Origin of the sequence: uncultured Boseongicola sp. (assembly GCF_937988555.1) — a bacterium.
Lineage (GTDB): Bacteria > Pseudomonadota > Alphaproteobacteria > Rhodobacterales > Rhodobacteraceae > Boseongicola.
Genome location: NZ_CALJXO010000088.1, coordinates 1 through 21,623, shown reverse-complemented (window position 1 = coordinate 21,623; position 21,623 = coordinate 1). Strand labels below are relative to the sequence as shown.

Here is a 21,623-nt window from a genome sequence, read left to right as displayed (position 1 = left end):
TGAGGGAAGGTTCGGGGGGGGGCAGGTCACTCTTGCAAAATCCATCCAAAGCCCCGCACACTTCATTAGACAATTCGACCATTTGTAAGGAGAATAGCTATGAACTTCTTGACTGACAGATTCCTTGTTTCAGCCGACCGTTTTGACGGACCGATACTGGTGACCGGTGCAGGTGGATGCATCGGCGCTTGGACCGTTGCTATTCTCAGCCGCTCTGGCGTGCCCTGCGTTGCTGCCGATTTGCAGGATGACCGCACCCGCCCATCGCTGGTGATGGGCGCGGATGCGGCAGGCGCCCTGACTTGGGAAGTCCTGGATGTCACCGATGCCACACGTGTCGCGGAAGTTGTCAAATCGCACGGGATCCGGACAATTATTCATCTGGCTGGACTTCAAGTGCCGTTTTGCGCCGCAAACCCAGCGCTCGGTGCTCGCGTAAATGTGGAAGGCACCATCAATATGCTAGAAGCTGCGCGTCATGCAGAGATCAAACGCACAACCTATGCTTCATCCATCGCATCGGTATCGTTCCCGCCTGGTGGACCTTACAAGGAAACTCTTTACGGCGCGTACAAATTGGCCAATGAAAATACGGCTTATGTTTATTGGAACGATTGGGAAGTTCCCTCGATAGGTCTTCGCCCGAACGTTGTTTATGGTGTGGCACGGGATCAGGGGATGAGCTCTTTGAACACGGCCGGCATACAGGCCGCCGCAATGGGGCTTCCATTTGAGATCCCATATACAGGCTCATACAGCTGGCTATATGCGGGGGAAGCAGCGGCGGCTTTTATCGCAGCGGTCAGCCAAGCAGGTGAAAGCGCATCGGTATTTGATCTTAACGGGCGTTGCGAGACGATCGAAAACGGACTGAGCATTCTGCGGGGTTTGGACAGTGGCATGGCCGTGACCGCCAAGGGCGATCCATTTCCATTTCCAGCTGATTTAGACGAGGCCCCTCTTTGGGCTAGTGTCCCGAAATATCCACATGTCTCTGTGCAGGACGGTATCGAAGACACATACCGCGCGTTCAAACAGCTTATCGCAGATGGGCAAGTCACCGCATTGCCAGGTTGAGCGGGTCGAGACCAACTGACGCCGCGGTTTAGATTTGGCTTTGCGCTGACCGTGACGTCAGGGGCCATATACGTCTACACATGACACCACCCAAAAGTCTGTTCAGGCGAATACCTCTATACTGCCAAGGCAGACTTACCCATCAAAGCCTTATCGACAGCGTGCGCACAATGGCGGCCTTCGCGGATCGCCCAGACCACAAGCGACTGGCCACGCCGCATGTCACCAGCGGTCCAGACTTTGTCATGGCTGGTTTTGTAGGCGGTCGTGTCGGCAAGCACATTCTGGCGGGCGTCGAGTTCGACGCCAAGATCTGCAATCATGCCCTCGATCGTTGGAGACACGAAGCCCATTGCTAACAATGCAAGATCAGCGCGCAAAACGAACTCGCTGCCTGCGACGGGTTGAAATTTTTCGTCGACGCGGATGCAATGCAATGCCTTAACCTGATCGTTCGCGCCTTCGAACCGTTGGGTCATGACCGAAAATTCGCGGCCCGCACCCTCTTCCTGACTGGAAGACGTTCGCATTTTCAAAGGCCAGTTGGGCCAGGTCAGCAGCTTGTTTTCGCGATCCGGCGGCGTTGGCATGATTTCAAGCTGCGTGACCGAAAGCGCACCTTGGCGGATCGACGTACCAATGCAGTCTGATCCGGTATCGCCGCCACCGATGACGACCACATGCTTGCCACCAGCCAGAATTGGCACAGCATCTTGCGGCTCTTCAGAAACGCGGCGGTTTTGCTGTGGCAGGAACTCCATCGCAAAATGCACGCCCTCTAGGTCGCGACCCTCGATTGGCAGATCACGGGGATTCTCGGCGCCGCCGGACAGGATGACGGCATCATGTTGATCGACCAAAGCGTCGATAGCGAGATCCTTGCCCACATGAACGCCCAGATGAAACACGACGCCCTCTGCAGCCATTTGCACGGCGCGGCGGTCAATATGGGTTTTTTCCATCTTGAAATCAGGTATCCCATAGCGCATCAGCCCGCCGATTTTCTGTGTCTTCTCATAAATGTGCACGTCGTGGCCCGCCCGGGCGAGCTGTTGGGCCGCGGCCATACCGGCTGGCCCAGCGCCAATAACCGCGATCTTCTTGCCCGTTTTGTGGACCGGAACCTGTGGCTCGATCCATCCGTTCTCCCAGGCCTTGTCTACAATGGCGCATTCGATGGACTTGATCGTCACCGGGCTGTCTATCAGGTTCAAGGTACAGGAGGCTTCGCAGGGAGCCGGACAAATTCGCCCTGTGAACTCGGGAAAGTTGTTGGTGGAATGCAGGTTGTCTGAGGCCGCACGCCAATCCCCATCATAAACCAGATTGTTCCAGTCCGGGATCTGGTTGTCCACCGGACACCCCTTCAGACCTTTCTGATCGTGACAAAAAGGAATGCCGCAGTCCATGCACCGGCTGGCCTGATCGCGCAGCGTCTGCTCTGGCAGGGGAATTATGAATTCTTTGTAGCTACGCGTGCGGTCAGAGGCGGGGCGGTATTTTCTGTCCTGCCTGTCGACCTCAAGAAAGCCTGTCACTTTACCCATAATTTCTTACTCCGCTTCGGACGCCACAGCGTGCCTTGAGTTGTTGATCACGCCGCCGGATTAGCGGCCATCTGCGCTGTTTCGATCTCTTCGAGGGCCCGGCGGTATTCCGTGGGCATGACTTTCACGAATTTCGGACGAAACTCTTCCCAGTTTTCCAGTATGTGGGCGGCTTGTTTTGAGCCGGTGTAGTACCGATGGTTTTCAATCAACTGGCGCAAGCGCTCGTCATCATGTTGGGTCATGTCATTGGACACATCGACCCGGCCATGGTGTTCGATATTACCGCCGATATGGTGCTGGGATTCCATCAGGTTGTCTTCTTCGGGCACAGGTTCCAACTCGACCATGGCCAGGTTGCACCGACTGGCAAAGGTGCCGTCCTCGTCCAATACATAAGCGATACCGCCGGACATTCCCGCAGCGAAGTTACGCCCGGTGTAACCCAGAACCGCCACAACGCCGCCAGTCATGTATTCGCAGCCATGATCGCCAACTCCTTCGACAACCGCAGTGGCCCCAGAGTTGCGCACCGCAAACCGCTCGCCAGCCACACCGCGCAAATAGCATTCACCCTCGATGGCGCCGTAAAGCACGGTGTTACCAGCAATGATCGACTCGCTTGGGTCGATCTGAACGGCACTCTTTGGCGGGTAAATGATCAACCTGCCGCCGGACAGCCCCTTACCGATATAGTCGTTGCCTTCGCCCTCGACCTCCAACGTGACACCGCGCGAAACCCAGGCACCGAACGCCTGTCCGGTCGTACCGGTCAACTTGATATGGATGGTGTCATCCGGTAGCCCTGCATGCCCATAGCGTTTGGCAATTTCACCCGACAACATCGCCCCGACAGAACGGTTCCGGTTTGCAATCTTCATATCCAGCTTAACGGGTTCGCGGTTTTCCAACGCGGGCTGAGCGAGGCGGATGAATTCGCGGTCCAGTACATCGTCGATATGATGTACTTGGGATTCGCAGTGATAGATCGGCACATCCTCGCCCATCTCGGGATCGAAGAACAACTTGCTGAAATCCAAGCCCCGCGCCTTCCAGTGGTCGATAGCCCGATCGCGATCCAACACACTAAGCTGGCCGATCATTTCGTCCATGGTGGCAAAACCGAGCGCGGCCATGAGCTCCCGGACTTCTTCGGCCACGAAGAAGAAGAAATTGATCACATGCTCAGGCTGGCCGGTAAAGCGTCTGCGCAGCACCGGGTCCTGGGTTGCGACACCCACTGGGCAGGTGTTCAGGTGACACTTTCGCATCATGATGCAGCCAGAGGCGACCAGCGGCGCAGTCGCAAATCCGAACTCATCAGCACCCAGCAATGCGCCTATGACCACATCTCGTCCCGTACGCAATCCGCCATCCACCTGCACAGCGATCCGCGAACGCAATTTGTTGCGCAGCAGGGTCTGGTGCGTCTCGGCAAGCCCGATCTCCCAAGGAGAACCGGCATGTTTGATGGATGTGAGTGGACTTGCACCTGTCCCTCCCTCCATTCCGGAGATTGTCACGTGATCCGCTCGGGCCTTGGCTACACCGGCGGCAACCGTACCTACACCGACTTCTGAGACGAGTTTCACCGAGATATCTGCACGCGGATTGACGTTTTTGAGATCATAGATCAGCTGCGCCAAATCCTCGATCGAATAGATATCATGATGCGGCGGTGGTGAAATCAGCCCGACGCCAATTGTTGAGTGGCGCACCTTTGCGATCACCGCATCGACTTTATGGCCGGGCAGCTGACCGCCTTCGCCGGGCTTGGCTCCCTGCGCCATCTTGATCTGGATCATGTCAGAATTGGCCAAGTATTCCGTCGTTACACCGAAGCGGCCAGAGGCAACCTGCTTGATCGCCGAGCGCTTGCTGTCGCCGTTTGCCATCGGCGTAAAGCGCTCGACCTCTTCGCCGCCTTCGCCGGTATTGGATTTTCCGCCGATCCGGTTCATCGCGATCGCAAGGTTTTCATGTGCTTCCGCCGAGATCGAGCCATAGGACATGGCCCCGGTTGCAAATCGTTTAACGATATCCAGTGCGGGCTCAACTTCCGAAAGCTCCAGCGGCTTGCGTCCGGTTTCTTCGGCAGGGCGCAGGCGGAACATACCGCGGATCGTCAAAAGCCGCTGCTGCTGTTCATTGATCGATTTCGCGTAGGCACGGTATTTGTCTTGGCTGTTGCCACGGACCGCGTGCTGAAGGTTGCTTACCTCGTCAGATGTCCAGGCGTGGGCCTCGCCGCGTTGTCGCAGGGCGTAGTCGCCGCCGACATCCAGAGAGTGACGAAGAACCGGCACATCGCCGTAAGCTTCCTGATGGCGGCGAACGGTCTCAACCGCAAACTCGCCCAATCCGATGCCTTCAATCTGGCTGGCCGTCCCGGTAAAATACTGGCTTACGAAATCCGACGCGAGACCGATGGCGTCAAAAATTTGTGCCCCGCAATAAGACTGATAGGTCGAGATGCCCATTTTCGACATTACCTTAAGCAACCCCTTGTCGATGGATTTGATATAACGCTGGATGACTTCATGTTCGTCGACTTCTGGCGGAAAGGCGTCCCTGGCGTGCATATCGGCCAGCGTCTCGAACGCCAGATAGGGGTTGATCGCCTCGGCGCCGTACCCGGCCAGAACCGCAAAATGATGGACTTCGCGCGGTTCAGCGGATTCGACGACCAGCCCGACAGAGGTGCGCAGACCTTTCTTGATCAGGTGATGATGCACCGCCGCTGTCGCGAGCAGCGCCGGGACAGCAACACGCTGTTGGTTGAACTGGCGGTCCGACAGGATGATGATGTTGTCACCGCTTTGCACTGCCTTCTCAGCAGCATCGCACAGCCGGTGAAGGCAGATCTGCATGCCGTCTGGGCCTCGCTCGACGTCGAAGGTGGTATCCAGCACACGCGACATGAACTGGTTGTCACCGATATCGCTGATATCACGAATCTTCTGCAAATCGGAATTCCGCAGGATCGGCTGCCGCACTTCCAACCGCTTTTTCTTAGACAGATGCTTGTGGTCAAGCAGGTTGGCGCGCGGCCCAATGAAGGACACCAGGCTCATCACAGATTCTTCGCGGATCGGGTCGATCGGAGGATTGGTCACCTGTGCGAAGTTCTGTTTGAAGTAAGTGTAAAGCAGTTTGGCCTTGCTCGACATCGCAGAAATCGGCGTGTCCGTGCCCATGGACCCAAGCGCCTCTTGCCCGGTCGTCGCCATCGGCGTCATCAACAGTTTGATATCTTCCTGAGTGTATCCAAAGGCCTGCTGCGCATCGAGCAGATCCTGACCCTGATACTTGCGTGGCGAGGATTTCAGCCCGCGAAGGTCTTCCAGAACAATCTGCGTGTTCTTGAGCCACTGGTCATAAGGATTGGCGCTGCAAAGCTGCTCTTTTATCTCTTCATCCGAAACGATGACGCCCTTTTCCAGGTCGATCAAAAGCATTTTGCCAGGCTGAAGCCGCCACTTGGTCACCACCTTACCCTCGTCAAATGGCAATGTGCCTGCTTCCGAAGCAAGAACGACGGTGTCGTTGTCCAATACGAAATAGCGGGCTGGGCGTAACCCGTTGCGATCTAGCGTGGCACCAATCTGGCGCCCATCCGTAAACGCAATTGCAGCGGGGCCATCCCAGGGTTCCATCATCGCGGCATGGTATTCGTAGAACGCCCGTCGCTGCTCATCCATCAACGGATTGCCGGCCCAGGCCTCGGGTATGAGCATCATCATCGCATGGGGCAGCGAGTAACCCCCCTGAAAAAGCAGCTCCAGCGCATTGTCGAAACAGGCGGTGTCGGACTGCCCCTCATAAGAAACCGGCCAGATCTTTTTGATATCGTCGCCAAACAGGTCGGATGAAAGCGTCGACTGGCGCGCAGCCATCCAGTTCACATTGCCGCGTAGCGTGTTGATCTCACCGTTATGAGCAACCATCCGGTAGGGATGCGCCAGCTTCCAGGACGGGAACGTGTTGGTCGAAAACCGCTGGTGCACCATTGCAAGTGCTGAGACAAACCGCTCGTCGCGAAGGTCCGCGAAATAAGGGTACAGTTGATCGGCCAGGAACATGCCCTTGTAGACGACCGTGCGCGCCGACATTGACACGGGATAGACATCTTCGCGACTGCCAAGCGCCTCGATGACTGCGTTTGAGATTTCGCGGCGCAAGACATAGATGCACCGCTCGAAATCGTCATCGCTCAACCCCGCAGGCCGAGCACAGAAAACCTGCCAATGAGCAGGTTCGGCTGCCATGATTTCCGGGTCTAAAGACAGGCTGGTATTGTCGGTTGGAACCGACCGCCAACCGATCACCTTTTGATCAGCACTCTCGGCGATGCGTTCGATAGTGAGCTTGATCTGATCTTGCAAAGCAACTTCCTGGGGCATGAAGAAGAACCCAAGGCTGTAGTCGCCCGCTTTTGGAAGTTCGAATCCCAGTCCGAGGCATTCATCGGCCAGAAAGTCGTGCGGGATCTGGACCAGAATGCCTGCACCATCGCCCATCAACGGATCGGCGCCAGTGGCTCCTCGATGCTCGAGATTCTCGAGAATCTGAATGCCATCCACGATGATTTTGTGGGATTTAACTCCCTTGATATTCGCGATGAAGCCAAGACCACATGCATCATGTTCGTTGCGCGGGTCGTAAAGGCCCCCTGGTAGGTTGCGTTTTTCGGCGTATTCGTTGGTCATTTTATATCTCTTAGCTAGTCGGGTGCCGTCGGTTGGTTTTCCAGTCATCGCACGCGTAAACACACCCGCTTGAACAACCGAAATGGCAGTATCAAATTAAACAGATCTGCTCGTTCTCCCACCGTCCTGAGGGTTTAGGCTCGGACGTATTTCCTTTATTTGCTTAATAGTCATCAAGCAGCGTGACGCGAAAGCAGCCGAAATTCCTCTCCCAAACTCTAGCAGGTGAGTTTAATCTGACAATGCCAATTTCAATCCTGTCTTTGGATCCCGTGTCTTCTTGACGAAGCTTGCCAGCACCTCCCCTTCGCGAGTAACGGCACGCCAAAGATAGTGCCGGCGCCGCCCCAGTTCACTTACCGGCCAGAAAACTCGTCGTAGGCCTCGAGCGCTTTTGCGCCAAAAGCAATCGATGGTCCGCCACCCATATAGCCGATCATCGCAAGGGCCTCACACAGCTCTTCGCGGGTTGTCTTCAGCCGAACCAATGATTTGATATGAAAGCCAATGCAGCTGTCGCACCGGGTTGAAATTGCGATGCCTAGCGCGATCAACTCTTTGGTTTTCTCGTCCAACGCACCCGACTTCTTGGCTGCGACAGACATGGCATTGAACCCTACAAACATATCTGGCGTTTCTTTTTGCAGCACCCCTATACGAGCGGCGGTTTCACCCAAAAATTTGGTCCAGTTCATGATTTCACTTTCTCTTTGGTAGGACTGCGGGATAGCCAAGTGCATGAAACTTGAAAACATGACCTGGCTTGAAGTTGAAACGTATATTGCGTCGCGACAAGGCGTCATTCTGCCAACCGGCTCGATTGAGCAGCATGGGCCAATTGGCTTGATTGGCACTGACGCCATCTGTGCACGCGAAATTTCGTGGCGTGCCGCGGATCAATGTGGGGCCATTGTGGCCCCTGAATTGGCTTATGCGCCGGCCCCGTTTAATATGGGATTTCCCGGAACAGTCTCGTTGAGTATCGAGGTGTACACTGAGCTTGTGCTTCAGGTGATATCTAGTCTGGCGCATCATGGGTTGAACAAGATTTATATTTTGAATGGTCATGGTGCCAATCTCGCGCCCCTGCGCGAGGCCGCGGGCAGGACCAACGCAGAGGTGCGCATTCGCAGCTGGTGGGATTTTGAAAGCGTCAACGCATTGCGCAGTGAATGGTACGGCGATTGGGAAGGCATGCACGCGACGCCGTCCGAGGTGTCGATCACACAGCATACGCATCGACGTATTGAAGCTCCCGATCTGGCGGCGCCTCGCAAACTGACCCAAGACTATATTCGGGCGCATGCCGGGGACCGGCATGGGGCGCCTGAGGCACATCGCCGTGACTTTCCTGATGGTCGGGTTGGGTCCCATTCTGGGCTCGCGCGGCCAGAACATGGGATATTGCTGCTAAAATCAGCGGCCGATGCCCTGGCTGCCGATTACCTGTCATTTGTCGAGTAGCTATTTGCTTTCGTCCGAGCCCATCTTACGCTCCAACCACCGCACAAAGAAGCTGATGATCAAGACCAGAACCAGGTATTCGAGGATCAGCAGTGAGTAGATTTCCAGTGGGCGGTACTCGGTCACCACCAACTCGTTCGCCCTGCGCGTCAGTTCCTGCATCCCGATGACCGAGGCGAAAGCTGACATTTTTACGATATAGATGAACTGGTTGGCGAGCGGCGGCAGGATGCGTTTGATCGCCTGCGGCATGACGACATAGCGCATGGTCTGTGCATAGTTCAAACCCACGGTCTTCGCGGCCTCCGTCTGGCCTTTATTGATCGACTGAATACCCGCGCGATAAATTTCGGCGGTAAACGCACTGTCTGAGATCGCCAGCGTAATAATGGCACCCCAGAAAGCATCAATACTGACACTGATCCCGATTGATTTCAGTACGACAGGAAGCCCGTAAAAGACCCAAAAGAGCATTGGAAGCAGGGGGATGGCCCGAATAAATTCGATATAGATACGCGATGGATACCGAAGCCATCGATTGGATGACATCCCCGGAAGGGCGACAAGCAAACCGATTACCATCGATAGGGACGCGGCAATAAGCGACAACAAAATTGTCGCACCGAAGCCGTTCAGCAGGAACCTGATATTGTTGTATCCAGAGGTTGTCCTGGGATCGATAACGTACCAGCCCCAGGCTCCGGGTGCGGCGCTACAGCCCGCGACGAACAAGATGCACGCGAGAGCGATTGAGGTTTTGAGAGTCATATTGGCGCCCCTAGTGCTGCAAGATTTGGCTGAGGAATTTCCGGCAGCGTTCTGATTTTGGAGCCTCGAAGAACTCTTCGGGTTTTCCGGTTTCGATGATTTCCCCATGATCCATAAAGATCATCCTGTCGGCAGCGCGCCGAGCGAAGCCCATCTCGTGAGTCACGCAAATCATCGTCATCCCATCCTCGGCCAGATCAACGATCACATCGAGGACTTCCGAAATCATTTCTGGGTCAAGCGCAGACGTTGGCTCATCAAACAGCATGATCTTGGGCTCCATGCAGAGCGATCTTGCGATCGCTACGCGCTGTTGCTGGCCGCCCGATAGCTCACTTGGCTTTTTATGTGCCTGATCAGGAATGCGTACGCGCTCCAAGTATCGCATAGCGCGTTCCTCGGCGTCCACCTTGGACATGCCGCGAGCCTTGATCGGGCCCAGCGTCAGATTTTGGAGAATGGTCAGATGTGGGAACAGGTTGAATTGCTGAAAAACCATACCAACTTCGGATCGGATCTCATGAATAGACTCGTCGTCCTTCATCTCGATCTCATCGACAATAATCTGGCCAGAATCGTGCACTTCAAGGGAATTCACGCATCGGATCAGAGTAGACTTGCCTGATCCTGAGGGGCCGCAAACGACAATGCGTTCGCCGTGGTCAACCGTCAGATTTATATCCTTTAGCGCCTGATAGGACCCATACCATTTGTTAAGCGCATAAATTTCAATCGCTTTGCTTTTATTCGACATGAGCCACTCCTTGAAACTTTCCTCAGAGTCATTAACACTTGATATTTGATATGGCTCTATACGAAATACGTAATGTATAGACATAATTCGTTTGCTTCTAACAAAATGACCTAAATTGGGGAAACTTTATGCGACTTTTGAAAAAGCTGGGCCTGGTGGCGGCCTGTATGACGACGCTGATTGGCGCGCCAGCCAACGCCCAATCCGCATTGAATGACATTCTGAGCAATGGTGTTCTAAAAGTAGGTACAACCGGTGACTGGAACCCAATGTCGGTCCGCGATCCTGCCACCAATTCATACGTCGGATACGACGTAGATGTCATGACCCAACTGGCCGCAGACCTTGGCGTTGAGCTTGAGTTTGTGCCGACTGACTGGAAGACGCTCGTCAATGGTGTGGTCGCAGGAAATTATCACATCACGGGTTCTGCCTCAATCAGCCCTGCGCGCTTGAAAGCAGCTGGTTATTCCAACAGCTATATCTCGGTTGAGATATTGCCCTTTACCACCGCAGACAAAATCGACCGCTTCAACGGCTGGGACTCGATCAATTTGCCCGACGTAAAAGTCGCCGCCACACTGGGAACCACCTTTGAGAAAAGCTCGCGCGAATGGTTCCCAGACGCCGAAATTACTGTCGTAGAAGCGCCTGCTATCGGGTTCCAAGAGGTCCTGTCAGGTCGTTCAGATGTATTCATCACGTCAAACATCGAAGGTGCCACTTTGTTGGCTAAGTTCCCGAACTTGCGTCAGATCGAGACGACTGAAGCGCGCGCACCAACACCCATCGCGATGCTTTTGCCACAGACAGATCAAGTATGGATCAACTATGTGAACAGCTGGGTTGAACTGCAGAAAACGCGCGGCTTTTTTGAAACCACTGCTGCGAAATGGGGCCTATAAGGGCGCCAAAGTATAGAAATCACATACTGCGTGGTGAGACCGCGGCGTTTGGACAAAGCGCCGCGGTTTTTTTTGGCAAAAACGCGGTTTCTTGATCGAGCGCCAGACGTCGCTCGTTCAGGCTAGCGTTTGCCAATTTGAAACCTGACTTGAAGTCAGTGATATAACTGGTCTGTCCGCGCAAGGGAGTCATCCAGATGACCATCGATAGCCGTCGCATCGACATGCACTCGCATTTCTACGGTGGGGGCCTGGTGGATACGTTGCGCGCTCGGAAAAAGCGCCCGTATCTGCGCACGCGCGGCGATGGTGTGACCGTGATGGTTGCTATGAATGGCGAATTTCCTTTCACCGAGCATTACCACGACTATCGCGTTGGATTGGCCGAGATGAAGGCCGCTGGACTAACGCACCGTATGTTGACGTTTCCGGGCGCCTTGGGAGTTGATCTGATGCCCGCGCACGAAATCGCTACGGCCATCTCAGCGTACAATGACTATTTGGCGCAGCTCACGCATGAGACGGATGGCGTGCTGATAGGATTGGCGGGCGTTCCGCTCGACGACATGGATCTTGCCTGCGCCGAGGTGAGGCGTATCCGGCGCGATCTTGGTCTTCCCGGTATTATCCTGCCCTCGAACTATTTCAATTCGCTGGAAGAAGCTGATGAGTTGCGACCTCTTCTGGCGGCGGCCAATGAATACGGCTGTCACATTATGCTGCATCCGGGACTGAAAGTCGGCCAGGAGCCCCCTGCCCGGCCTGCGGACAACGTGCAATACCGGCTCTCCGCTGTGGATTTGCAATCCAGTGCGTCGCAGGCTGCGCTGACTGTGATCCTCTCGGATATGCTGGACGAATACCCCAACATCACGTTCCAGATCGTCAATCTTGGCGGGACGTTACCGTTCATATTTGAGCGGATCGAGAGCATCGCGCGGCACCGCAACCCCAATGAGCCTTTCCCGACAGAGCGTTTGCGCCGCTTATGGTATGATTGCGCCTCGCTAGGGCCACGGGCGTTAGAGGCGGCGGTAAAAGTGTTTGGCGCAGATCGCATAATGCTGGGGTCCGACTATCCGATCTTCAAAGACGATCCCTATGGCCACGCTGTCGTGCCCGCAGACTTAAGTGACGCTGAAAAGATGCAAGTCAGTTGGAAAACTGCGGATGATCTATTTGCCCATCTCGAAACGCTTCGACAAAGGGCCTTGGGTTAGGCGTGTTCTGTATCTTTCTGTTCGGCATCGATGAGCCGCTGCAATCGCAATCGAAACGTCTTAGCGCCCAAGTCCAGTCCAAGGTCAATGTGAGGCGTAGTCATCGCGTCCATCCCCTTGTGAACCGCTTCAAGGATTTCCTTGTCCTCGTTAAAGGCCATGATCGCGCCATCGTTCATTTGCTTAGAGATGGCCTTGTCACATGGGTCGGTGTTGCGGTGCTGGAACCAGATATATTGCGTATTGTTCTCATCCACCGGCGTCATGAAGTTGTAAGAAATATTAACGTAGGTATCGGCGACGGCGGGCTTGTCAGGTCCACCCGTACCCGTGGGCGTATAGACCGATTTGTTGAGCGCAATTGCAGGCACGCACATCTCATAATGTTGTTTACGGTCGCAAGTGCCCTCAAACCTCACGAGGTTTTTATAATACGGCGAGGGTGGCTGATCATAGATCCAACGCGAGACGATCACGCCGCGGTCAGTCTTTTCCATATCGAGCGGTTGATCGCCCGTGCCGCCGCCGCCAAAGGACGTCACATGCACCCAAGCCACGTGGCTGGGATCAAGTAGGTTATCGACGACCCACAGGTAATTGCATTCAATCGAAAGCATGCCACCATCTGTATAGCCCCAGTCCGGATTGTCGAAATTCTCGATCTCAAAGATCTCATCCGGATTGGCCTTTTCCGGATCGCCCATCCAGATCCAGAGCAGGCGATAGCGATCCACGACGGGGTAGGACCTGACAACCGCGCGTCGGGGGGTCATGCCGCGCTGGGTGGGGGAATCGATACAGTTGCCGGTGCAATCAAAGGTCAGTCCGTGATAGCCACAGACCACATGATCCCCTTCAAGCTGCCCCATAGAAAGCGGCAATTTGCGGTGCGGGCAGGCATCCTCGAGCGCGGCTGGTGCGCCGTCACATTGCCTGTAGAACACAATATTTTCGCCCAGCAGTTTCTGCGCCTTGAGAGTATGTTCGTAGTCTTTGCTCCAACCCGCGACGTACCAGCAATTGCGTAAATACATATCTCTCTCCAACTCGCGTTCGTTTGAGGTAGCTTAGTCGCTTGCGCCCACAAGCTCCATTTTCATCTGCTCAGAGCGGACACTGGGACACCAAACTGATGCTCCAGAGCCAAAGCAAATGGCGCGACTTTAATTGCCAAGGATCGTCGGCAGCCTCAGCCCCTGTTCTCGGGCGCAATTCACGGCATCCTCATAGCCCGCATCTGCGTGACGCCAGACACCTGATGCCGGATCATTCCACAAGACACGTTCCAGCCGCGTGGCGGCCTCATCCGTACCATCCGCACAAATGACCATTCCTGCATGTTGACTAAAACCCATGCCTACGCCGCCGCCGTGATGGATAGACACCCACGTAGCCCCTGACGCGGTGTTGATAAGGGCATTCAAAAGCGGCCAATCCGATACCGCATCTGAGCCGTCTTTCATGGACTCCGTTTCGCGGTTTGGCGATGCCACAGAACCGCTATCCAGATGGTCACGCCCGATGACAACAGGGGCCGACAGTTCACCTGTCCGCACCATCTCGTTGAATGCCAAGCCCAGTTTGTGACGCACCCCAAGGCCGACCCAGCAAATGCGCGCGGGCAACCCCTGAAAGCTGATCCGCTCGCGAGCCATATCGAGCCAATTGTGCAGATGCGGGTCGCCCACAAGCTCTTTTACTTTAGCGTCAGTTTTGTAGATATCCTCCGGATCACCTGATAGCGCGACCCAGCGGAACGGGCCTACGCCGCGGCAAAATAGCGGTCGAATATAAGCGGGCACAAAGCCGGGAAAATCGAAGGCGTTCTTTAACCCTTCGTCTAGCGCGACTTGTCGGATGTTATTGCCATAATCAAACGTCGGCACGCCTGCTGAATGGAAGTCGCACATGGCTTTCACATGGGTCTTCATTGACGCGCGCGCCGCCTTTTCAACCGCTTTAGGATCGCTTTCGCGCGCGTTGCGCCACTGCGCCATCGTCCAGCCTTGCGGCAAATAGCCATTGATCGGATCATGCGCCGAAGTTTGATCTGTGACCATGTCAGGACGCAGGCCGCGCTTTACAAGCTCTGGAAAAATGTCAGCCGTATTGCCCAACAGGCCGACGGATTTCGCCTCACCCGATTTGGTCCACCGATCAATCATCGCAAGGGCTTCATCAAGCGTGTCAGCGCGTTCATCGACGTATTTGGTGCGCAGCCGAAAATCGATTGACTCTGGGTTACATTCTACCGCCAAACAACATGCACCCGCCATGACGGCCGCGAGCGGCTGCGCGCCGCCCATCCCACCCAGACCGCCCGTGAGGATCCATTTCCCTGTCAGCTCACCGCCGTAGTGCTGACGTCCGGCCTCCATAAAGGTCTCATAGGTGCCTTGGACGATGCCCTGACTGCCAATGTAAATCCACGATCCCGCGGTCATCTGACCATACATTGCCAGACCTTTTTTATCGAGCTCGTTGAAGTGATCCCAAGTTGCCCAATGGGGCACAAGGTTTGAGTTAGCGATTAAGACACGCGGCGCATCGGAGTGGGTCTTGATCACTGCAACAGGGCGCCCCGATTGAACGATCATCGTCTCGTCGGCTTCAAGATCCTTCAGCGTCGCAACCATGGTGTCAAAATCTGACCATGTGCGGGCCGCGCGACCAATTCCACCATAAACAACCAGCTCATGCGGGTTCTCAGCAACATCGGGGTGCAGATTGTTCATCAACATGCGCAAAGGCGCCTCCGTCTGCCAACTCTTGGCATTAAGTTCGGGGCCCGTTGGCGGGTAAACATCACGCGCATTCTGACGATCATGCATTTCAGACTCCTTTTTTGGCAAGCGCGCCACTGCGGGCGAGATTATCCAGCGTATTCAATACTTCGGCCAAAACCAGACGTAGCCTTGTGGCCCGGCCCTGGCGGTACGTCCAAGGGGCGGTTTCATCCATATACGCGCGCTGCGCCAATTCCATCTGGATGGTGTGAACGCCCAAAGAAGGTTGACCATAGTTGCGGGTCGTCCATCCACCTTTGAAACGCTCGTTCAGGACCGTGTCAAAACCGAGTGCAGCGTCGCAGCAGGCTTTGACCGTTTGCTCGATCTCAGTCGCACACGTGGTGCCTGCGTAGGTGCCAATGTTAAAAACCGGCAGAATACCATCAAAGAGGAATGGGATGTCGGACCGAATTGAGTGGCAATCAAAAAGCAAGGCCACCCCGTGCCGCGCCTTAACGCGCAGCAGCTCTTGCGCTATCGCATCATGATAAGGAGCGTGATAGGCCACGCACCGGGCCTTGATCTCAGCCTCCTGCGGAGCCTCTCCGGCCAGCCAGATTTTATGCCCATCAAAGTCCGTTAACGGACATAGCGTGGTCGTGTTCTGCCCTGGATAAAGCGATGCACCTGCCGGGTCGCGGTTGGCATCAATGACATAGCGATGCACGTTAGATTTGATAACCGTCGCCCCATTGAGCAACCCATCATATAGCTGGGCAATGTGCCAATCGGTATCAGACAGGGTCTGCCCAATTGGGTTCAACCGCTTCATCACATCATCTGGCACAAAGGTGCCGCCATGGGGCTGCGCAAGCACCACCGGGCTGTCGCCAACAATCACGTCAAAGACGTTCATACCTCGAGAGCCGGCATTGCCACTCGCGAGAGCTTTGGCAGTTCCGCTGACGAGATCAACTGGGAGGCCGCGAGGATATCGGGCGCCAGATACCGATCCTCACCCAATGTGGCCACGTCTTTGCGGAGCCGCGAAATACATTTTGAGAGTGACTCGCTTGTGGACAGCGGCGCACGGAACTCGACACCTTGGGCTGCACAAAGCAGCTCAACCCCGAGAATAGAATGCAGATTGCGCAGCATCTGTTGCAGCCGGTACGCCCCGTGCGCCGCCATTGACACATGGTCTTCTTGATTGGCCGAAGTCGGGGTCGAGTCAGTCACGCAAGGGTTAGCGAGATGCTTGTTTTCAGACATCAAAGCCGCCGTCGTGACCTCGGCAATCATATAGCCCGAATTCAGGCCGGGGTATGGCGTCAGGAACGGCGGCAAATCAAAGGACAAGGTCGGATCGACCATGAGCGCCACTCGCCTTTGCGCAATGGCTCCAATCTCAGAGATCACAAGCGCGATCATATCAGCGGCGAAGCCTACGGGCTCTGCATGGAAATTACCGCCCGACACGATCATGTCAGCCTCGACCAAGACCAGCGGATTGTCTGTTGCGGCATTGGCCTCAATCCGAAGCGTCGCAGCCGCCTGGCGCAAGACATCCATCGCGGCGCCGGTCACTTGCGGCTGGCAGCGGATGCAGTAGGGATCTTGAACGCGGGTGTCACCATCGCGATGGCTTTCTCGGATTTGCGAGCCATCCAGAAGCGCACGCATTGTAGCTGCGGCCTCAATCTGGCCGCGATGACCGCGTAGCGCGTGGATCTCTTGCTGCAACGGTGCGGTGGACCCCATGATTGCGTCAGTTGACATAGCCGAGGTTACTAGCGCGGCCTGCGCGGCCTCCCATGCCATGAACAAGCCGCTAAGCGAGAAAGCGGTTGAGAATTGCGTGCCGTTGATGAACGCCAATCCTTCTTTGGGGCCCAGCGGGATGGGCTCTAGCCCGGCCTTGTCCAGTGCGTCGCAGCCCTTCATTACAGTGCCCTGAATTTCCGCCTCGCCCTCGCCGATGATCACAGCGGCCATATGCGCAAGCGGGGCCAAATCGCCTGACGCCCCAACCGAGCCCTGGGCAGGAATAACCGGCGTCACACCGCGCGCCAGCATATTTTGCAGCATTTCGATTAGCGACCACCGCACGCCCGAAGCACCACGCCCCAAGGACAAAAGCTTGAGCACCATAATAAGCCGCGCGTGGGCGCGCGAAATCGGTTCTCCCACACCGCAACAATGGGACAAGATCAGGTTACGCTGAAGCGTTGCCGTGTCTTTATTTTCGATCTTGATACTTGCCAGTTTACCAAAGCCCGTGTTGACGCCGTAAACCGGAGTATTCCCCCGCGCGGCCTTTGCGATCTTGGCCGCTGCATTTTCGACCGCATCCCTGCACGACAGATCAAGTGTAACAGCCGCCTCTTCGCGAAACACGTAAGACAGGTCGTTCAGTGTGACCGCCCCCGGCGTCAAAATCATCGTGGCCAAAATTCACCTCCAAAAATGCGCGTGTGAAGCGGGTTGAACCCGATCCGGTAGGCAAGCTCTGCCGGGTGTTGTGCATTCCAGACCGCAATATCTGCACGCAGGCCCGGTGCGATCATGCCGCGATCCGAAAGACCAAGCGCGCGTGCGGCGTTGCGTGTGGCCCCGACAAGTGCTTCCTGAGGTGTCATGCGAAACAGGGTCGATGCCATGTTCATCGCCAGCAAAATGGACGTCATCGGCGAAGAACCGGGATTGGCGTCAGTGGCTACCGCCATAGGCACATGATATTTGCGCAGCAGGTCAATCGGCGGCATTTGCGTTTCGCGCAGCGTATAGAAGGCGCCAGGAAGGATCACAGCCGTTGTCCCTGCCGCAGCCAAGGCTGCAGCCCCATCCTCGTCAAGATATTCGATGTGGTCGGCAGAGAGCGCACCATAGCCTGCCGCCATCTTGGCCCCCCCAAAGTTGGATAATTGCTCAGCATGAATCTTGATGGGTAAGTCCAATGCTTGAGCTACAGCAAAGACCTGAGCAACCTGCGTTGGCGAAAAGGCGATCCCCTCGCAAAAGGCGTCCACGGCATCCACCAGCCCTTCAGCATGGGCTGCGCGCAACGCGGGGAGGCAGACTTCGGCAATATAGGCATCGTCGCGCCCGGCATATTCGGGCGGCACCGCATGTGCGCCAAGGTAAGTCGTTTTGATCGTCACCGGCCGCAGATCCGCCAAACGCCGCGCCGCGCGCAGCATCCGCAACTCGACATCGGTGTTCAGACCATATCCCGACTTGATTTCGACGGTACAAACGCCTTCGGCGATCATCGCATCCAGCCTTGGCAGTGCGTCCGCAACCAATTCATCTTCGGTAGCGCGCCGTGTTGCTGTTACGGTCGAAATGATGCCGCCGCCTGCCCGCGCAACCTCTTCATAAGACGCCCCGTTCAAGCGCATCTCAAATTCCATCGCCCGATGACCACCAAAAATCAAATGCGTGTGGCAGTCGATTAACGCTGGCGTCACCAATCGGCCACCCAGGTCGACTCCATCGCCATGCCTATAATCTGATGGCATATCCGCATACGCACCAACCCAGGCGATGGCCTCGCCGTCCAGCACAATCGTGTTGGCGCCGGTCAAACCATAGGGCGCGTGCCCTGACTTCATGGTGGCAACGCAGCAATTACTGAGGATCGTTTGGGACAATTAATTCCTCATATTTAAATACATCTTGTCACACAGATTGTATGGTCTTAGAATTTTTATGTCCATTCATAATAGGGAGGGTGTATGGAGGTTTTCGCAAGACGGGCCTATCTCCAGACTGGCTGGTCGAAAGACGTGCGCTTGACTTTGCACGCAGGAAAAATTGCGGAAATCGCAACATCTGCGCAGGCCGAGCCTGGGGATATCCGTGTCGATACGCTCCTTCCTGCGCTGTCAAACTTGCACAGTCACAGCTTTCAGCGGGCGATGGCGGGCATGACTGAATTTCGCGCCAAGGGGCGCGAGAGCTTTTGGACATGGCGCGACTTGATGTACAGATTTCTTGATCACCTGACCCCGGACCAAATTGGCGTGATTGCCGGCATGGCGTTTATGGAAATGCAGATGGCCGGCTATGCCGCTGTGGGTGAGTTTCACTACATTCATCACGCGCCGGGCGGTCGGGCATACAATGATCCAGCCGAACTGTCGGCGCAAATCATGAAGGCCGCGGCTCAGACCGGAATAGGGCTCACGCACTTGCCCGTCCTTTATACCTACGGGGACGTCGGGCAGGCGCAGCTTGCTGGAGGCCAGCTTCGATTTGGGAATACCGTCGATCAATTTGCAGAATTGGTTGAGCGATGCAAGGCGGCGGCCAAAGCGATGCCGAGCGACACATGCGTTGGAATCGCCCCGCATTCGTTGCGCGCGACGTCGCCTGCTGATCTTGCACGCATTGGCGCGCAAACGCCGACAGGGCCCATTCACATCCACATCGCAGAGCAGCTGAAGGAAGTGGAAAGTGTGCAGGACGTCCTCGGCGCACCTCCCGTGGCATGGCTGCTGGACAATACAGACGTTGATCACCGTTGGTGCCTTATCCACGCGACGCACATGACCCAGGTTGAAACGATCGGCCTGGCCAAAACCGGTGCGGTTGCTGGGCTTTGCCCTGTGACAGAGGCGAATTTGGGCGATGGCATTTTCAATGGCAAGGAATACCTGAACGCGGGCGGCACGTTTGGGATCGGCACGGATTCAAACGTGAATATCGCAGTGTGCGAAGAATTGCGGCTCTTCGAATACTCCCAGCGTTTAAAGCACCGCGAACGAAATATTTTAGGCGTCGAAGACCGCTCAACCGGGGAAGCCTTGTATGTCGGAGCGGCGAAAGGCGGAGCGCAGGCGCTGAACCGAAATGCAGGTGTGATCGCGCTAGGACGACTAGCTGATCTGGTCGCGATTGACAGCAACGACCCTACGCTCTGCGCGCTGACAGACAGCCAGTTATTGGACGGATACCTGTTTGCGGCGAATGACTGTGTCGTCACTGATGTTTGGTCCGCCGGGCGACATCAGGTGCAGGGCGGGCGCCATGTGGCCCACGATGATATCGTGGAGCAATACCGGGCCGTCATGGCGACGCTGACCGAAACGTTTGGCTCGGTTTGAACTGGTCAAAATTACGGAAGTGAATATGGTTTTTGCCGCGGCCATCAGAGGATTAGAGGTGGCGATAAGGCGCCGTCGGATGGCGGAAGATGCGATCAAGAGCGCTAAATTTGTCTATCCGCTCCGAGATTTTGGGCAGTCCTAATTCTCATACTGGTTAGTCTGCCGGCAGCGGGCGCCAAGGGCGGGAAAGCTGGAGAAGTCGCATTGCGTATCAACATCGGCCAAGCTTAGGCGGCAGGCAAATCCATCAGGCCCAGCCCTTTGGGCACTTTCGCGCGTTATTCCGCCGCCGTTCTTCCACGGCACGGCGATCAGTTCATCGGCGTCGATGAACGTCAGATCACCCATACGACAGCTTTCCAGATGCGGCCTGACCCACTCGTGTGGTTGGGTTTTGAAAGGCGGTCTGCATATCGGGATAGGCTTCTAGGAGATCTGTACCTCCAGAAAGCCTTTCGGGATGCAATCTGCCGCTCTCCCAGACGGCGACGCCATCGATACGAACAGTTGCATCCAGAACATTCAGGGAAATCTCACCCGGTGGGTAGGCACCGCATGTATGGAAATGGAGCAGCCGTGGATTGCCGAACGCGGCGCCGCTCCAGCGCTCAAAATTGCGGCCTGCCGGCTCCAGATATTCACAGCCCGGATGAATGCCGGCATGCCACGAGTGTACAAAATAGGTGTCGATCTGGTACTTGTTACCAACAAATTCATAGTGCGCCTTGGCCGCCGAAACATCTGCCGCCGACCCTTCAAAACCGGTAATTCGCGAATTCTCGAAATTCACAAAAAGCGTTTCTTTCAATTCGCACGACCAGGGCGTGTAATACTGCGATCCAGTCCCGGTGAGAAATCCGTTTTGTGCGATGCGCCCGTGAAACCCCTTTGCAGGGACCGGTGTAAACACCGAAACCGGAAAACGTTTGAGGGTCGTATCGCCGCTTGCCTCTGAAAAGGCCATGGGATTGCCCTTGAAGTCGGTTCCGGCCGGGCAGGTCACATGTATGTCTGTTGACCCCGCAAGTGCCGTGTTGGTCAACGACTTGAGCCTTTTGAACGCCCGCCAATCAATCGTTCCGAACGCAGAGGCAAGCGTCTCTCGGTCCAAGGCATAACTGATGATTTGGCGTTTCGACGAATTCAGAGGACGAAACCTAATTTGGTCGCCCAACCGCGCAAAGAAAACGGTGCGATCCGCCGCGTCTATTTTCCCCAAAAGGGTCTCGTCCGGATCGCTGACGTCGCGATTAAAAGGGACGCCGTGCATCTGTGACTCCAGGCCAAACTGGACAGCGGCATCCTTAATGACGCCCGCCAATTTGGTGTCGTAATATCC

The 21,623-nt window shown here is 55.7% G+C and carries 17 protein-coding genes; 5 read left to right on the top strand and 12 right to left on the bottom strand.

Annotated features, from left to right (window positions below; all coding sequences use genetic code 11):
- The first annotated feature begins 99 nt into the window (after positions 1-99).
- Positions 100-1,077, top strand: a complete 978-nt coding sequence (locus Q1B15_RS05015) for an SDR family oxidoreductase (RefSeq protein ID WP_299751048.1) — start codon at positions 100-102, stop codon at positions 1,075-1,077.
- A gap of 116 nt (positions 1,078-1,193) precedes the next feature.
- Here Q1B15_RS05015 and Q1B15_RS05010 read toward each other — a convergent pair whose 3' ends face one another.
- The 3 genes from Q1B15_RS05010 to Q1B15_RS05000 all read right to left on the bottom strand — a co-directional run bounded on the left by Q1B15_RS05010 (position 1,194) and on the right by Q1B15_RS05000 (position 8,028).
- Complete coding sequence (locus tag Q1B15_RS05010) at positions 1,194-2,624, bottom strand: glutamate synthase subunit beta (protein WP_299751045.1); 1,431 nt, start codon at positions 2,622-2,624, stop codon at positions 1,194-1,196.
- 47 nt (positions 2,625-2,671) lie between these two features.
- Positions 2,672-7,333 carry a glutamate synthase large subunit gene (gltB, locus tag Q1B15_RS05005; RefSeq protein ID WP_299751042.1) on the bottom strand — a complete coding sequence of 1,554 codons (4,662 nt, stop codon included), beginning with the start codon at positions 7,331-7,333 and terminating at the stop codon, positions 2,672-2,674.
- A gap of 356 nt (positions 7,334-7,689) precedes the next feature.
- Positions 7,690-8,028, bottom strand: a complete 339-nt coding sequence (locus Q1B15_RS05000; protein WP_299751040.1) for a carboxymuconolactone decarboxylase family protein — start codon at positions 8,026-8,028, stop codon at positions 7,690-7,692.
- Positions 8,029-8,071: 43 nt separating this feature from the next.
- Between Q1B15_RS05000 and Q1B15_RS04995 the strand changes: the two genes are divergently transcribed.
- Positions 8,072-8,797, top strand: a complete 726-nt coding sequence (locus Q1B15_RS04995; protein ID WP_299751038.1) for a creatininase family protein — start codon at positions 8,072-8,074, stop codon at positions 8,795-8,797.
- Here the strand turns inward: Q1B15_RS04995 and Q1B15_RS04990 are convergent, their stop codons facing one another.
- On the bottom strand, positions 8,798-9,565 hold the full coding sequence (locus Q1B15_RS04990; RefSeq protein ID WP_299751035.1) for an amino acid ABC transporter permease: 768 nt from the start codon (positions 9,563-9,565) through the stop codon (positions 8,798-8,800).
- 10 nt (positions 9,566-9,575) lie between these two features.
- Positions 9,576-10,319, bottom strand: coding sequence for an amino acid ABC transporter ATP-binding protein (locus Q1B15_RS04985; RefSeq protein WP_299751032.1), 744 nt, complete (start codon positions 10,317-10,319; stop codon positions 9,576-9,578).
- 128 nt (positions 10,320-10,447) lie between these two features.
- Here Q1B15_RS04985 and Q1B15_RS04980 point away from each other — a divergent pair, with 128 nt between their 5' ends.
- Entirely contained in the window at positions 10,448-11,224 is a 777-nt protein-coding gene (locus Q1B15_RS04980) for a transporter substrate-binding domain-containing protein (RefSeq protein ID WP_299751029.1), read from the top strand.
- A 197-nt stretch (positions 11,225-11,421) separates the two neighbouring features.
- Positions 11,422-12,444: an amidohydrolase family protein gene (locus Q1B15_RS04975; RefSeq protein WP_299751026.1), complete on the top strand. Its 1,023-nt coding sequence runs from the start codon at positions 11,422-11,424 to the stop codon at positions 12,442-12,444.
- On the opposite strand, the gene Q1B15_RS04970 is transcribed toward Q1B15_RS04975, so the two are convergent.
- From Q1B15_RS04970 to hutI, 5 genes are all read right to left on the bottom strand, one after another.
- Positions 12,441-13,478 carry an aromatic ring-hydroxylating dioxygenase subunit alpha gene (locus Q1B15_RS04970; protein WP_299751023.1) on the bottom strand — a complete coding sequence of 346 codons (1,038 nt, stop codon included), beginning with the start codon at positions 13,476-13,478 and terminating at the stop codon, positions 12,441-12,443. The two genes, Q1B15_RS04975 and Q1B15_RS04970, sit on opposite strands and share 4 nt — an antisense overlap.
- Before the next feature lie 129 nt (positions 13,479-13,607).
- Complete coding sequence (hutU, locus tag Q1B15_RS04965; protein WP_299751021.1) at positions 13,608-15,275, bottom strand: urocanate hydratase; 1,668 nt, start codon at positions 15,273-15,275, stop codon at positions 13,608-13,610.
- A gap of 1 nt (position 15,276) precedes the next feature.
- Positions 15,277-16,089, bottom strand: a complete 813-nt coding sequence (gene hutG, locus Q1B15_RS04960) for an N-formylglutamate deformylase (protein ID WP_299751018.1) — start codon at positions 16,087-16,089, stop codon at positions 15,277-15,279.
- Complete coding sequence (gene hutH / locus Q1B15_RS04955) at positions 16,086-17,615, bottom strand: histidine ammonia-lyase (RefSeq protein ID WP_299751053.1); 1,530 nt, start codon at positions 17,613-17,615, stop codon at positions 16,086-16,088. Before hutH ends, hutG begins: the two co-directional genes overlap by 4 nt.
- The gene (gene hutI, locus Q1B15_RS04950) at positions 17,612-18,787 is read right to left on the bottom strand and encodes an imidazolonepropionase (protein WP_299751051.1); all 1,176 of its coding nucleotides are present in this window, start codon (positions 18,785-18,787) and stop codon (positions 17,612-17,614) included. Before hutI ends, hutH begins: the two co-directional genes overlap by 4 nt.
- Before the next feature lie 123 nt (positions 18,788-18,910).
- Here hutI and Q1B15_RS04945 point away from each other — a divergent pair, with 123 nt between their 5' ends.
- The gene (locus Q1B15_RS04945; RefSeq protein WP_299751015.1) at positions 18,911-20,281 is read left to right on the top strand and encodes a formimidoylglutamate deiminase; all 1,371 of its coding nucleotides are present in this window, start codon (positions 18,911-18,913) and stop codon (positions 20,279-20,281) included.
- 141 nt (positions 20,282-20,422) lie between these two features.
- On the opposite strand, the gene Q1B15_RS04940 is transcribed toward Q1B15_RS04945, so the two are convergent.
- Positions 20,423-20,632: a HutD family protein gene (locus tag Q1B15_RS04940; RefSeq protein WP_299751012.1), complete on the bottom strand. Its 210-nt coding sequence runs from the start codon at positions 20,630-20,632 to the stop codon at positions 20,423-20,425.
- On the bottom strand, positions 20,625-21,623 hold a 999-nt coding region (locus Q1B15_RS04935), incomplete at its 5' end, for a hypothetical protein (RefSeq protein ID WP_299751009.1). The genes Q1B15_RS04935 and Q1B15_RS04940, both read right to left, overlap by 8 nt.